Below are 14,476 nucleotides of genomic sequence, written 5' to 3'. Positions count from 1 at the left end.
AGTCGAATTTAATCGAAGCGAGACATGGCGTTGCAGTACACTCTGTAACGCCTTTTTTGCTTTTAGGGATGAATAGGAAAAGACAATGCTTCAAACTTCTTGGTTATTTTGGGCGCTTATGTCGGCGGTATTTGCGGCGATGACCGCAGTGTTGACCAAACTTGGTGTGGCGAACATCAACTCTGACTTGGCGACCTTTATTCGTACTTGCGTGATTCTTGTTTTGGTTGGTTTGATTGCCTACGCGACCAAGCAGTTCAGTGCCATTGGAGAGATCTCGACCAAAGGCATGGTGTTCCTGGTCTTATCGGGTTTAGCGACAGGTGCATCGTGGTTGTGTTACTTCCGCGCCATGTCATTGGGGCAAGCCTCTCAAGTTGCACCGATCGACAAATTAAGCGTGGTGCTGGTGGCTATATTCAGTGTGGTTTTACTGGGAGAAAAACTCAGCATGGTCAACTGGATGGGGATTGGCTTGATCACGGTTGGCGTGATTCTGGTGAGCCTACAAAGTTCTTAAAGGTCACTATCACCTAAGTATCTCGTCTCTTGGAATAGCGAGAGACGGATGTAATTCAGAATCGATATGCAGAGTGCATGGGCTTGAAGAGAACAGTTTGGTTTCTCAGCACTTTGCTCTTTGATTCTTCGAGCACTGTTCTTTTCATTACGCCCTTTGCGCGACTTTCTGAATCACAAACGCTTGGCATTGATTAAACTGCGCGAAAGCTTGTAGTTCCTCTTCTAAGGCGACGAAAAACGCTTCTCTGTCTTTGAGTGAAGGCTCGGTAATTAGGTTAAGAACGTTCAGCGTTGAACTGGTTTTATCCACTTTGCAGTCGGCGCGCGCGATCAGTTTCCCATCCCACAATATTGGCAGACAAAAGTAACCGAACTGGCGTTTTGGCTCTGGAACATAACACTCTAGCAAGTAATCAAAGTTGAAAATTGCACTGGCGCGTTTTCGTTGGATAAGCAGGTTATCAAATGGGGAAAGGATTTTAGCGCGTTTGCGGTTGAGCCGTTTGTCGAGCATGTTCAGCGCATCGCTACAGGCATAATAAGCTGAATTGTTGATGCTAATGGCTTCAATCTCACCCAAATCGACCAATTCGGATAGAGCTTGTTGTACTGGCTTCTTAACTCCTTTCAGTAGGTAAACCATTTCAGGCAAAGTACCGAACCCATGAGATTTAAGATAATTGAGGACTAAGAATCGCGCGTGTTCTTGCTCGGTTGGCATAGATGTATCAACGTCTTGAGGCAGAACATGTGAGGTTAGGTCGTACACTTTCTGGAAACCACGACGTTCGCTTATCATCAAATCGCCCTGCATGTATAAGTTCTCTAGGGCGCGTTTGGTTGGCTTAGTATTCCAGCCATCGGTCTTATGATTGGCGGATTCGAAGTCCTTTGCCATCAATGGGCCTTCTTGCTCAATTCTCTTCAAGATAGACGCCATCAAGTCGTGGTCTTTTTTGTACCAATGCTTTTGCTGATCAGATTTGATCGCCGCTTTTCGAGGCAAGCTATGACGGTATTGCGACATCGGCAAATACGCCGCCGCATGAGACCAATATTCGAAGACTTTCTTCTCTGCTACCAGTTGGTCTAAGTGCTCAAGTTGGTAGCTTGGGTTTCGGCTCCACAAAGTATGATGGTGAGCGCGCTGAACGACAGAAATCGTATCAATCTGCACATAGCCCAGTTGTTCAAAAACGGCTAAGGTCTTTGCTTTGGCGCTGCCTTTGTTGCATGCTAATGGCAATCCTTGAGAGATTAATGCCAGTTTCTGTGCTTGGGCGAGAGTGAGTGATTTCATGTCGTTATCTGTCTTCCTTGTTACGTGTTTATTGTCAGGGATCTATTGTTCTGAAGGTTGCTCAGTGGCAAAGCCACGCAAGATGTTAGTCAGCGTAATAGTCGCGAAGACCACAATCACTAATGATAGGTGCCACGCTTGGCTTAAACCCAACTGTACGAGTGCCATACTCACTACTGATGACACCACCATTTGGCCACCACCCGACATCGCAGCAGCAGCCCCCGCTTGCTTCTTATAGGGTTGCATTACCATGGCTTGAGCACAAGGTAGAGCGATAGCATTGCCTAAAATCATCAACAGTTGGCCTAGCATTAAGTACAGCGGCTCAACAGGGCAGAAGAACAACCACGCTGCGGAACTGACATGCAGGATTGGCGTGACTAATAGCATCTTCTTTGTGCCGATGATTGGTCGCACACGGTTACAGATACTGGTGCCGCAAATCATGCCGAACGCCGGAATCAGCGCCCACATCGCGTATTGATCGGATGTCATGCCGATTTGGTTTTGCATGATAAAAGGCATTACCGAAACGGTTGTGATCATCAAGCTGAAGTTAAGCCAACCGATACTGGCAAAGCTCATAAAGTAACGAGAAGTCAGTAGGTCACGATATTGCAGCAGCATCTTTTTCGGTGATGGCAAGGCTGAGGTTTGTGTGATGGTTTCTTGGAAGCGAAATACGATCACAGTCCAAGCCAACAATACGTAACCCAACAACGAGATAAACACCATAGTCCAGCCGAAGTGGGCGTTAATGAAACCACCAATAACAGGAGCAACTAACGGTGTGATAGAAGCAGCCATCGCAATGTAGGACAAAGCGACAGGCAGCTCAGGACCATTAAAGCGATCACGAGTAGACGCTCGGGCTAACACTGCGCAACAGCCAGTGCCTAAACCTTGCAGAAAACGGCCTGCGACCATGCCAGTGAAAGTGTGGCTTAGGAAGATGATCATCAATAGGCCGAGCATGGCAATCAACAAGCCGGCTAACAGCACCTTTTTACGGCCTAACGCATCGGATACCGGGCCATAGATAAACTGAGATGGTCCAAAACCAAGTAAGTAAACACTGACCAACAGCTGAGCTTGGTCGAGGGAAATGTCGAAATCTTTGGCTATCCAAGGAAGAGATGGAAAAACCAAGCCCATGCTGAGCTGACCAACACTGATGATGAGACACGCCAGCAAGATGGTTTTAAATTCAATCGGTCGACTCATGATTTTTCACCATCGCCACGGCGGCGCAGACTTCCTTCCTCATCAAATTCATTCAATTTGGCTTTCACACGTTTGACGGTTGATAAGCTGACTTCGCATTGTTCTGCGACGCTTTGTAGCGTATTGCCTTCCAGAAGCAAAGTCGCAATGTGCTGATGCTTCGCTTTGTCTGCAGGGCGACCTCGGAATTTTTGCTTCCACATCTGTGGGTCGTCTTTTAGCGCTTTTCGGCCTTGTTCTGCGGCGAACAAGCGATGTTGCGTTTGTACTTGCCCGTAGCCAGAAAGCAGCGAAAGCAAGGTTTGCGTTTGTACGGAACCAGGTTCAAAAATCAGTGGCTCACAAACGGTTTTTAGGGTGACGCCTTTATTAAGCAGAGTTTGAATCGTGCTTAGGGCTTGGCTGAAGTCTCGGCCAAAGGCGGTTAGCCACCAAAGTACAACGGTGTCACCGGTTTGCACGGTAGTTAAGAGTTGTTGAAAGGCTTGTCGCTCGGCTGGTGGCGTGCAGCCGCGTACCTTGTCTTCAAGATGAATTGCTTCAGGAGCAAAGGCTTTCAAAGCGTTGAGCTGCTCAGGGTAAGCTCGGTTGTTTGGCGAGTGCCGCGTATAGAGAAAGGTAGCCATGGGTACAATGCGTCTCTTGAGATTGGTTCATATACTGTAATGGTCCATAAATATACAGAGGTTCATTAGTAACCACAACACCAAATGAGCCATTGGCTCGAAATCTTAGAAGTAGAAGTAAAAGATGAGGGGCAAGAGAAAGAAGAAATGCGGAAATAAAAAAGCCAACCGCTTGGGTTGGCTTCTCTGGGATTAGGCTTTGGTTGTGCTGCGCTCTATCAATTTGACTGGCACCATCATCTTCACCAAACTACTGTTTTTATTGTTGATTTGATCAACGATAATTTTCACACACTCACGCGCTAAACGACGGAAGTCTTGGCGGAAAGTGGTCAGTTGGTAGCTCAACCATTCTGTTTGTGGAATGTTGTCGAAGCCGATGACTTTCAGATCTTGAGGGATACGAATACCACACTCAATACGTGCAATGTCCATTACCGCCATTGCGAGGTTGTCGGTCGCACAGAACACGGCTTCTGGACGATTCTTATCGGCCAGCATCGCACGTACTTTATCCAGTGAACTTGCGTAGTCGTAGCTTGCTTCAATGATGCGTGGTGTTTTACCCGTTAAGTCTTCAAACTCAGCGCTGAAGCCACTTTGACGCTCGTCGTTGGTAAAAGTTGGCACTTCACCCGTCAGGTAAACCGCGTTTTTCACCCCACTTTCGTGCAGCAGTTGTGCCGCTTGTTGCCCAGCTTCGTAGTTGTCACTGATAACGTAACTGCTCTTAGTGCCTTCTACGACGCGCGCGTACTGAACGATAGGGATATTGAACTCTTCACACTCTTCATACAGTGATTTGTTGAAGGTAGCGGAAGCGGCAATGACACCATCTACACGGTATTGGAAGATGTTCGGGATTGAGTGGTTGTCTTCATCATCCACTTGCCATGGAATCAACACCGCTGAGTAGCCTTGCTTCTGCAATTCACTTGAAATCAATTGAAGTGTTTTCATGTGGATAGGGTAGTCCGCATCTGGGAATACCAAACCGATCAACTTAGATTCGTTGGTGGTCAAGCTACGTGCAAAAGCATTTGGACGGTAGTTTAGGGCTTTCGCGGCTTCGAAGACCTTTTGCTTGGTCTTTTCAGATACTGAGCTGCCCGGAACAAACACACGCGATACAGTAGATTGAGAAACGCCAGCCAATTTGGCTACGTCCTTCGATGTTACGGTTTGTTTTGCAGGATTCATGTGAGTTGATTCATAAGTCAGTTTAACTGTGACTAGGTTAACACAAATAGGTACGTAGTCATAAAGAGAAATAAGCAAGATTTAAGTAAATAAAGGGTTAGATTGTCTTTGGTGGCGCAATTTGGGTAGTACCCAAGTCACATTTCATGTTTTGCATACGAAAAAAGCCTTACCCAAAAAAGGTAAGGCTTGCTCTTATTTCCCATTTCCACTAAATCGAATAAGTTACGTAACCGGAATAACTTATCTCGTGGTTATCAGAAGTAGTAGCGAATACCTGCCGCGAATTGATCATCACGGTTTTCGAATTTGCTGCCATCGTACTGATCTTTACCTAGGTCGAACTGGTATTCAGTCCAAACTAGGAATTTGTTCTTCTGGAAGTGGTATTCAAGACCAGGGATCAGCAAGTTACGCTCGTAACCTTGTGTCTCGTCACCACGATCTTCCATGTAGTTGTAGTTCAACGTTGGGCGTAAGCCGTTGTCGAAGTGGTAGTAAGTGTAGATTTCGCCACCTAGGGTATCGAACATTACGTCCGTACCGCCTTGGCTCACTGCTTCCCAGTTTTCGCCAACGTGGAAAGTCGCACCCGCGTAGAAGCCACCGTTGCTGTAGTTCGCGCCCAATAGCATGATGCGCATGTTGTCGCCGTTTTCTACGCCAACCACGCTTGCGTCTAGATCCGCAACTTCATTTTGATGGTAAGCCGCACCAAGTGTTACGCCATCAACGGGTTTGTAAGTGATCGACGCACCCATGCCGTTTTTCAGTGAGGCTGTCGCATTGCTTGCTAGAGCAACATCTTCACGCGTGGTTTGGTAAGTAAAGCCGTAGCTCACTTTTTCATTAATTGAATTACGGTACGTGATTGAGTTTTCTGCACGACCTGCACCGGATGCGATACCCCAGTCAGCTAGGTTGTAAACACCTGAGCCACGAGTACCGAATACACGACCTAAATCGGTGTACCATGCTACGTCGTAGAAGGTAGACCACTGCTTAGTACCCGCAGCAATCTTGCCGTATTTTTCGTGATCAACACCTGCGTATAGCAAGCGGTCGTAAATGTTGTCGCCGTTCGCGCCAGAGTTGTAGCCCCATTCCGCGTGACCGAAACCAGTCCAGCCGTTATCCAGACCCATTTGGCCTTTCAAACCGAAACGTGAGCTGCCGCTGTTCCATTCGCCGTTGTCATCACCGCCACGGTCTTGGTAGCGAAGATCGAAACGGCCATCGATGGTTAGGCTGTCGCCAGCGTCATTAACAAAAGTGTGTGCAGCAAAGGCTGAGCTAGAAGTAAGCGCTGCTAAAATCACTGCAGAAAGGGTCGACTTTTTCATCATCAATCTCATTATTCAGGGCGCAGAAAGCCACCGTGCGTTCATGCCCGTTGTGAATAAGGGTTCTATCTTGAGGTTGTGCCCCATCCTTGAGGCACGAGTTGGGAGCATGTCACCTGAACCGAGAGGGGATTCAGGCAACATAAAGGCGGGTTGACAATCCGCCCCTAGGACTTCTTATAGAGAAGGGTTTAGGATCTGTTGAGTACGCTCGAACACGTCTAGACCTTGCTGTTTTAGCCAGTAAGGAAGGTCGATCAGTACCCAGTTCTCAGATAGCTTGTCGCCGTCACGGTAGTAAACGTCAACCACTTGCATGTCTGCACGTACTTCACCACCTGTCATACCTAGGAAACCACCGATAGGCGTGTTAGATAGGTTTGGCCAGCCGAAGAAACAAGAGAAGTTACCTTCTGCGAAACGACATACGTGGCCGTTAAACTTCTTGTCTTTCAGATTGTTACGGAACGGCAATTGGTGCTGCTGTTGGTAACGAGGAATTGTGTAAGACGCACCGATACCACATGGACCGTACCAGATCATGTCTTTAGACCAGCTCTTCTCAAGAACTTCTGGTGGGCAACCCATAGCGCCACTGTCGTTTAGTGCAGATAGGTCATCAACCATCTTGTTCACTAGTGCTAGTGTTGCTACGCCTTCTTCTGGTGCTGCGTCTTCGAACAGTAGACCGTCGTGGTTACGAGGACCAGGGTATACGAAGTGCTTACCTGTTGATGGTGGTAGTGGGTAACAACCCGCTTGGTCCATCGCGCCTAGAAGGTCTAGGAATAGGCCAGTCTTAGTGATCTTGCCGTTTTCAACACAGTTAAATTCTGCGTAACGGATGTTCATGATTTTGCCAGTTGGGCGCATGCCTAGGTATTCAGCGTCGAATAGACCCATGAAGTGACCCATGCTCATTACCCAGATTTCACCTGATGTTACTTCGTTCTCACCACCGATGAAGATGTCTTGACGACGCTGCATGCGAGTCATTGATTTCATCAAAGGAGCCCAGAAAACGTCAGCCGCTGCTTGAGCGCCTTGTTGCTCACGGAATGGGTAAACACCACGCCATAGGTAATCTTCTGAAGTGTGTGCTTTTAGTACTTCTGCCACGTTCTCGTGAGTTGCGTTTTCCATTGCGCTGAAGTATTCACGTACAACGCGTTTCGCTTCTTGATATTTAGACATAATAAACTCTCTTATTTGCTGTCGAGTCGGCTTTGGGAACAGGACTCGAAATTAAGTTTTTTCATCCGGCCGGGGAGCCAGCCGGAGTTTTTGAAATTCAGTTACGCTTTTGCTGCTTCGGCTTTTTTGCTCTTATCGAACACGCCGCCTTTTAGTGTCTCTGGCAGTGATAGCCATAGAAGACCAGCAAGGATCCATACGATTGGTGAACCCCACATTGCGGTTTGTAGGTCGGTACGCTCTTGGATGAAGATAAGTACCATTGGTGCCCACATACCGAGGATACGACCACCGTGGAATAGCGCCGCGCCGTAGCTACGTAGGTGTGCTGGGAACAGTTCTGAGAAGTAACCACCCCATACCGCTGAAGAAGACAGGCCGAAGTTGTAAATCAGACCAAGTAGAGCCAGCATGTTTAGGCCGCCAATCACCATGTCGCCAGGTGCAACAAAGAAGATTGAAACCATGATGCCCGCTAGGATGAAGCCAAACGCGTTCACCTTACGACCGAATTTGTCAGCTACCCAACCCCAGAACCATGCACCAAACAGTGAACCAAATGCTGAGATAGAGAAGATGAGACCGATGGTTGCACCGTCGAACATACGTACATCACGTAGGTATGTGGTTACGAAGCCACCAAAGAATTGGAAACCGTAGAAGTTAAGGCCAGCCAGTAATAGACACGTTAGTGTGATCTTACGGTAAGGCTTGCTTAGCATTTCGCCCCAAGAGCCTTTTTTCGCTGGTGCATTTGATTCTTCTACTTTTGCTTGCTCTTCTTCACCGTAAGCGATCACTTTGCTGTCGCTAGGTAGTACAAAGATCATGACCACAGCGGCTGCCAATGGTGGGATACCACCTACAAGCATTAGGCTTTCCCATGGTGCATCAATGCTTGCAATAAATGCTGCATACGCACCCATTACCATCAGTGCTACAGAGAACATAGAAGACGCGAATGCCGTCAACTTACCACGTACCGTTGGCGTAAATAGGCCGATCATTAGGCTTACTGCCACGGTGAAGTAACCACCCAGTGACAAACCAATGATGAAACGCATTGCTGCCCATGTTGCGTAGTCGGTGAACATCATATTGATGATCGTTGCGCCACCGTTTAGGGCTGTGATGGTAATAAGAGTGGATTTCTTACCAAATTTTGTTGCGAACCAAGCACAGCTCAATGCACCGATAAGTGCACCAACCGACTGCCATGTATAGAACTGGGCAGTGTCTGACAGGCTAATACCATCATACGCTTCAACGATGTATGGGCGTACGTAGTCAATAATTACAAAGTTATAACAATAGAAAAAGTAACCAACCAGTATCGCTAGATAGGCAGCTACCCTTTGAATCATAGGAACTTCGCTCATGTGTCTTTTGGCATTCATGACCGATAAACCTCTATTTCACTTAGGATTTGTTGCTATTCAAACTTAATGAACACGATCTTATTTGGATCATCTTCGATTTCGTGTCGGGGTGAATCATAGTTTTTTTAAGGTTATTAGATCCGTGATCAAAATCAATTTTAAAATGAATGCGTACCCATTTTGTGGGTTTTAGTGACAAGGATCTCACTAATCGGCGTTTTTGGCGATTTTGAATACATTTTCGCCTATATTGGTGATAATAATCACACTTACAGTGGGATTGTCGTTTAAAAATGCCTTTTTACAGTAATATCTGGGCATAATAATTAGCTACCCAGAATTAGGAAAACCTTAAAATGGTTACGTACTCAAGTTTTGTGGTGATTGCATTATATGTAGCAATTACCATACTAATCAGCTATTTAGTGAATAAGCGCTACAGCAATGGTGGCGACTTTTCCACGGGTGGAAAGCAATTTGGCTGGTTTACGGCGGGTGTTTCGATACTTGCGACTTACATTAGTGCGATGACGTTTGTAGGGATGCCTGGTTGGGTTTATAGCTCTGGCATGGAAGCGATGAGTATTCACCTTAACTATCCCATCGTTATCTTTTTCACTGTTATTTTCTTCGTACCAGTCTTTTATAAGCTGGGTCTGACTTCGATTTATGAATACCTTGAGCACCGCTTTGGGGTGTATGCAAGAACCATCAACTCGATTGTGTTCATTGTGGTTCAATGTATCTCAGCGGGTGTGATTTTGTATGCCGTAGCGCTGATCTTAGTGCAAGTTCTGCCTATCAGTATTTCTGAAGCCATTATCTACATTAGTATTTTCACCGCTTGCTATACCTATGCGGGCGGGATTTCCACGGTGATCTGGACCGATATGTTGCAATCTGCAGTATTGGTAGCAGGCAGCATCGCTATCTTTGCCATTCTAATGACAGAGATTAATGCGGCAGATTACCTTTCTCGTGATCACCTGAATATCATCAATTTAGACTTTGATTTAGGCGTAGATACCACACTCTGGGCTGGCGTGGTTGCCGTGAGCTTTCTGCATTTGAGTGTGTACGGCACCAACCAATTGATCATCCAACGCACGTTAGCGACGAGATGTGAAAAGACGGCGCAGAAGTCGATGCTGTTGTGTGGTTACGGTGCGTTTTTCGTGTACTTGTTCTTCGCGGTACTCGGTGTTCTTTTGAGTGTTTTCTATCAAGATCAATCGTTTGAAAACAGTAACGAAGTGATTTTGGATTTTGTATTCAACCACACTAACCCTATTGTGGTTGGTTTGATCATTTCCGCATTGGCGGCGGCCGCAATGTCGACGCTGGACTCGACCTACAACTCGATGGCGACCGTCGCGACGTTCGATATCTACAAGCGTTTCGTTCGCAAGAGTGCTGATGATGAGCACTACGAAAAAGTCGCAAGAAAGATGAGTTTGCTTGCTGCGGCCATGGTGGTAGTGCCAGCTCTACTGGCGGTATCGAATGAATCGGTACTCAAAACCATCGCTAGTCTGACTTCTATCTTCGTTGGTATTCGTTTGGGTTCATTCGTGCTTGGTTTATTCTGGGCGAAAGCCAATGAGAAAGGCGTGATCGTTGGCAGTATCATGAGTGTGATTGCGGTGTTTACTGCGATGTATCTCGACGTGGCTTGGCCGTGGTTCGCGCCAATTGGTACGTTCGTCTTCCTGTTGTTTGGTGTGTTAGTGAGCCGTCGTTGGGGCGCTGTGACTGCCGAGCAACAAATCTTTATCAATAATCAAAAACATCTTTTTGCAAAGCCAACCGCAAGCCATTACGGGCTGTTGGTGTTCGCTGTGGCGACCATCGCTGCTTGTATGGTTCTCCCTGATTGGCTTTATGCTGCATTGTCGTAATAGGTAAGTTTATGCTGTCCATCTTTGATATTTACAAGATTGGTGTGGGCCCTTCTAGCTCTCACACCAATGGTCCAATGATCGCGGGCTACCATTTCACTCGTTTGATTGAATCGAACTTGGCAAAAGTGGTTCGTATTCAAGTCGATTTATACGGCTCACTCTCGTTAACGGGGATTGGTCACCATACTGACCGTGCAACCATTTTGGGTCTGTTGGGCAACAAACCAGATACCATCAAAATCGCTTCTGCGAACAAAGCGATGCGCAAGGCGATTGAAGAGGGCATGATGTCTGTCGATGGCCGTCATGAAATCGAATTCAACTACAAAACGGACATGTTGTTCCATGAAGAGAACCTTCCTCTACATGAGAATGGCATGACGATTACTGCTTTAGATGCACACGGCAATCAGGTTGGGTTTGAAACTTACTACTCTATCGGTGGTGGTTTCATCGCAACTGCGAATGAACTGCAAAATGGCAGCGCGACTTCACCCGTAGAAGTTGAGTTTCCATTCTCCAGTGCGGACGAAATGTTGGCACAGGCAGAGAAGAACGGCATGAGTCTTGGCGGCATGATTCTGAAAAACGAACAAGCGTTTCAGGATATGGAAGCCATCAATCAACGTGCAGAACAGATCTGGCGTGTGATGACGCGTTGCATGGAGCGTGGTTTCGAGACAGAAGGTATATTGGATGGTGGCTTGAACGTGACCCGCCGTGCGCCTAACTTGCTGAAGAAGCTTGAAGCAAATGCAGCGATTGAAAACGATCCAATGGAAATCATGGATTGGATTAACCTGTTTGCTTTTGCTGTGAGTGAAGAAAACGCGGCTGGTGGACAAGTCGTAACGTCGCCAACTAATGGGGCGGCGGGTGTGATTCCTGCGGTATTGATGTACTACCATCGCTTCATCAAAGAGCTTGATACTAAACAGCTTAAAGACTTCCTTGCTGTATCCGGTGCGATTGGCATCTTGTACAAAACCAATGCGTCTATCTCGGGTGCCGAAGTGGGTTGTCAGGGCGAAGTTGGCGTGTCTTCTTCCATGGCGGCAGCTGGCTTGACCGCGCTACGTGGTGGCAGCAATGAGCAAATTTGTATTGCGGCCGAGATCGCCATGGAGCACTCACTAGGCATGACTTGTGACCCAATTGGTGGTTTAGTGCAAGTACCGTGTATTGAGCGTAATGCAATGGGGGCAATGAAAGCGATCAATGCATCTCGCATGGCATTAAAGCGCAACAGTAAATGTTTGATCTCGTTGGATAAGGTGATTGAAACCATGTATCAAACGGGCAAAGACATGAACAAGAAATACCGCGAGACGTCACTGGGTGGATTGGCTTTGATCCACCTAGCGCCGCCTTGCGAATAATAAGTTAAACAAGTTTAATCAACATAGAAAGCCGATGCACTGATAAGCATCGGCTTTTTTGTTGGTGTGAACAGTATGAATTTGGTGTGGCTATCGCAACAGGACATAGGGCCTATTAACGTAAGCGTGTCCCGCTGATATCGCATAAGGTAATACGACCTTACCAACGGAGAGCGCCGTGTTGACCAGTGGCTGAACGTTGATATTGGCATTCATCAAGGTAGGACGAACGTTGGGTGCCAAACGATAGTGACCGGGCGTTGAAACGCACCCAGAAAGTGTCGATGTAAACAGTAGTGCGGTGATGATTGATTTGATGGCTTTCATAGTCGTGACTCTCAAAAATGGTATCTTGGCTCTGGTTTTGGTTGTTGGGATGAGCCTTGGTTGAGAGGAAGATTGCCTGAGTCAAACGAACGTCACCATCAATGCGCAACAAGTCATAGCGCACAAGACTAAAAGTAACGCTAAGCGTTACCAAATAGGAGGTTTTGCTAGGAAGGGCGCTATAAAGGCTCCCTAGATGAGTTGTTTATCGCTTAGGAAGGGAATAGAAAACAGAAAAAAGCCAGAACGATGTCTGTTCTGGCTGAGTGTCCTTGGAGAAGAAAAGCATTATGCTGCTTTTAGGTGGCAGACGCGATTCTTGCCCAATCTTTTTGCTTGATAAAGTGCTTTGTCAGCTTGCTCCACCACATGATGGTAGCTAGTTTCTAATGGTGTAAATCCGACACTTGCCGTAAATCGGACATCACCGCAGCCAAGGGATAAATGGCTCCGTTGCAATGTCGTCAGGAAACCATCAAGCTGGTGCTTAGCATCAAACTCATCATTGGCTTGGAATACAACTGCAAACTCTTCACCGCCATAGCGCGCTAAGCAAATTCCCTTTGGCTTAGGGAAATTGTCCCGCATTACTTCGGCTGTTTTTTGAATCACTAAGTCACCAACGGGATGACCATACTTATCATTGATGTACTTGAAGTTATCAATATCAATCATCGCAATGAAGCGGTTCTCATTGCCAAGTTCTCGAGCAACTTTTTTTGCCAGACACGCTTTGTTCTCTAGCTGTGTCATTGGATCTTGATGACGTAAACGGTCATGTAACTTTAGGTTTGCTAACGCGATTTGTGCATAGTTTTGGATTAAGTTGAGAATACATTTGTAAGTCGGAAAGCGACAGCAGACATAAGTGACAGCCAGTAACTCCTGACCATCAAACAATGGAATGCAATAGTGGTTTCCATGAACTTTGAGTTTCTGAGCCAGTACATCCGAGTACTTTTTACTTCGATAGGATATTGATGACTGAGAAAAGCTTGCCGCTAGTTTGGCATCAGATAGGGTGAGTTTCTTATTGCCATGGTAATCAAGGGTATAAAAGCCGTGATTAATACTATCGTAAACGCAGAACTGTATGCCTCGATCAAAACAGAAGCGGTGAAGAACGCTTTTAAGTCGGGTCTTGAACTCACCAATATTCTTAGCACTGTTTAGTTTAGCTAGTGATAAATGCAGTTGGTATGTGAGGTAATTAATAATGATAGCAAGTGCTAAGAGGGACGCTATCACGGCGGCAGTGAGAGTAAACTGGTAACTACTGCTTAAGATATCGGCTCGATCTGTGCCAGCAACAAACACCCAGTTTAACGAATTGTCAGCATCAAAAACTGAAACCTTGAAGTGATCTTGGTAGTAATACTCATGCTTGCCAAATAGAAGCCCGCTAGCAACTTTCTCATGTATACCGCCGTGAAAGCTAATGGATTTATCGCCAATACGGCTAGGGTTTGGGTGAAATACAAGGCGCCCTGTGTCTCTATCTACCACAAAGACATAGCCCTTGCTTAATGTCTTCAAACCTCTTAACTGTTGGGTAGAGTGCAGGAGATTGAATTCTATCCATAACTGGGCGTTAGAATTTGGCAGAACATGTTTAACTGCAAATACCCATTCCTGTTTTAGATTGGGATATAAAGAAGAAATATAGAAATTGTCACTGATGGTATCGAGTTTGTGCCAATTGATATGAGAGGTATCTGCTAGGGCTACTTGGTTGGATAAGTCGTAAGCTACCTCTCCGTCACTTTTAATGAATAAGATGTTTGAGTATTGAGGAGAGTAATCGAGGATGCCATCGCTTAATGCTAGAAAATCGTCGCTCTGTAAGTTGTTATTGTTAGCCCGCAATGCTCTTTCTAATAGATAGAATTTACTGAAGGTAGCTTCAATTTGCGAGCGGATAAGCCTATCAGCAGTAATCAGGTTTGTCTGAGACTGACGATAAACCATTGTTTCAGAGTCAACAAACTGCGAATGAGCTAAATAGATCATTAAGCCCGCGAGAATGACCAAGTAGGGCCGTAGTATGCGTATTAATAGTTTAGGAAAAGCCATGCCAA

Annotated in this window: 12 protein-coding genes; 3 read left to right on the top strand and 9 right to left on the bottom strand. The window is 46.3% G+C overall.

Annotated elements, in window-relative coordinates:
* Positions 1 to 85: 85 nt before the first annotated feature.
* The gene (locus tag J4N37_RS20125; RefSeq protein WP_033004842.1) at positions 86 to 520 is read left to right on the top strand and encodes an EamA family transporter; all 435 of its coding nucleotides are present in this window, start codon (positions 86 to 88) and stop codon (positions 518 to 520) included.
* Between the two features lie 147 nt (positions 521 to 667).
* Here J4N37_RS20125 and J4N37_RS20120 read toward each other — a convergent pair whose 3' ends face one another.
* From J4N37_RS20120 to J4N37_RS20090, 7 genes are all read right to left on the bottom strand, one after another.
* Positions 668 to 1,822: a winged helix-turn-helix domain-containing protein gene (locus tag J4N37_RS20120; RefSeq protein ID WP_252043214.1), complete on the bottom strand. Its 1,155-nt coding sequence runs from the start codon at positions 1,820 to 1,822 to the stop codon at positions 668 to 670.
* Between the two features lie 42 nt (positions 1,823 to 1,864).
* Positions 1,865 to 3,049: a multidrug effflux MFS transporter gene (locus J4N37_RS20115; protein ID WP_252043213.1), complete on the bottom strand. Its 1,185-nt coding sequence runs from the start codon at positions 3,047 to 3,049 to the stop codon at positions 1,865 to 1,867.
* The gene (locus J4N37_RS20110; protein WP_252043212.1) at positions 3,046 to 3,675 is read right to left on the bottom strand and encodes a recombinase family protein; all 630 of its coding nucleotides are present in this window, start codon (positions 3,673 to 3,675) and stop codon (positions 3,046 to 3,048) included. Before J4N37_RS20110 ends, J4N37_RS20115 begins: the two co-directional genes overlap by 4 nt.
* Positions 3,676 to 3,867: 192 nt before the next feature.
* The gene (locus tag J4N37_RS20105) at positions 3,868 to 4,875 is read right to left on the bottom strand and encodes a LacI family DNA-binding transcriptional regulator (RefSeq protein ID WP_009701770.1); all 1,008 of its coding nucleotides are present in this window, start codon (positions 4,873 to 4,875) and stop codon (positions 3,868 to 3,870) included.
* Between the two features lie 257 nt (positions 4,876 to 5,132).
* Positions 5,133 to 6,218 (bottom strand): porin, encoded by a 1,086-nt coding sequence (locus J4N37_RS20100; protein WP_017634480.1) that lies wholly within the window; start codon positions 6,216 to 6,218, stop codon positions 5,133 to 5,135.
* A 177-nt stretch (positions 6,219 to 6,395) separates the two neighbouring features.
* Positions 6,396 to 7,412: a nuclear transport factor 2 family protein gene (locus J4N37_RS20095; RefSeq protein ID WP_005374772.1), complete on the bottom strand. Its 1,017-nt coding sequence runs from the start codon at positions 7,410 to 7,412 to the stop codon at positions 6,396 to 6,398.
* Between the two features lie 101 nt (positions 7,413 to 7,513).
* On the bottom strand, positions 7,514 to 8,809 hold the full coding sequence (locus tag J4N37_RS20090) for an MFS transporter (RefSeq protein WP_045390635.1): 1,296 nt from the start codon (positions 8,807 to 8,809) through the stop codon (positions 7,514 to 7,516).
* A 338-nt stretch (positions 8,810 to 9,147) separates the two neighbouring features.
* Here J4N37_RS20090 and J4N37_RS20085 point away from each other — a divergent pair, with 338 nt between their 5' ends.
* Positions 9,148 to 10,689 carry a sodium:solute symporter family protein gene (locus tag J4N37_RS20085; RefSeq protein ID WP_039840591.1) on the top strand — a complete coding sequence of 514 codons (1,542 nt, stop codon included), beginning with the start codon at positions 9,148 to 9,150 and terminating at the stop codon, positions 10,687 to 10,689.
* 11 nt (positions 10,690 to 10,700) lie between these two features.
* Positions 10,701 to 12,071: an L-serine ammonia-lyase gene (locus tag J4N37_RS20080; RefSeq protein WP_252043211.1), complete on the top strand. Its 1,371-nt coding sequence runs from the start codon at positions 10,701 to 10,703 to the stop codon at positions 12,069 to 12,071.
* Between the two features lie 160 nt (positions 12,072 to 12,231).
* Here the strand turns inward: J4N37_RS20080 and J4N37_RS20075 are convergent, their stop codons facing one another.
* The gene (locus J4N37_RS20075) at positions 12,232 to 12,552 is read right to left on the bottom strand and encodes a hypothetical protein (RefSeq protein ID WP_045390641.1); all 321 of its coding nucleotides are present in this window, start codon (positions 12,550 to 12,552) and stop codon (positions 12,232 to 12,234) included.
* A gap of 134 nt (positions 12,553 to 12,686) precedes the next feature.
* Positions 12,687 to 14,408 carry a sensor domain-containing diguanylate cyclase gene (locus J4N37_RS20070; RefSeq protein WP_252043209.1) on the bottom strand — a complete coding sequence of 574 codons (1,722 nt, stop codon included), beginning with the start codon at positions 14,406 to 14,408 and terminating at the stop codon, positions 12,687 to 12,689.
* Between the last annotated feature and the right edge of the window lie 68 nt (positions 14,409 to 14,476).

This window comes from Vibrio sp. SCSIO 43153 (assembly GCF_023716625.1).
Lineage (GTDB): Bacteria > Pseudomonadota > Gammaproteobacteria > Enterobacterales > Vibrionaceae > Vibrio > Vibrio rotiferianus.
The sequence above is the reverse complement of the archived record's forward strand: the minus strand, read 5'-3'. Positions and strand labels throughout refer to the sequence as shown.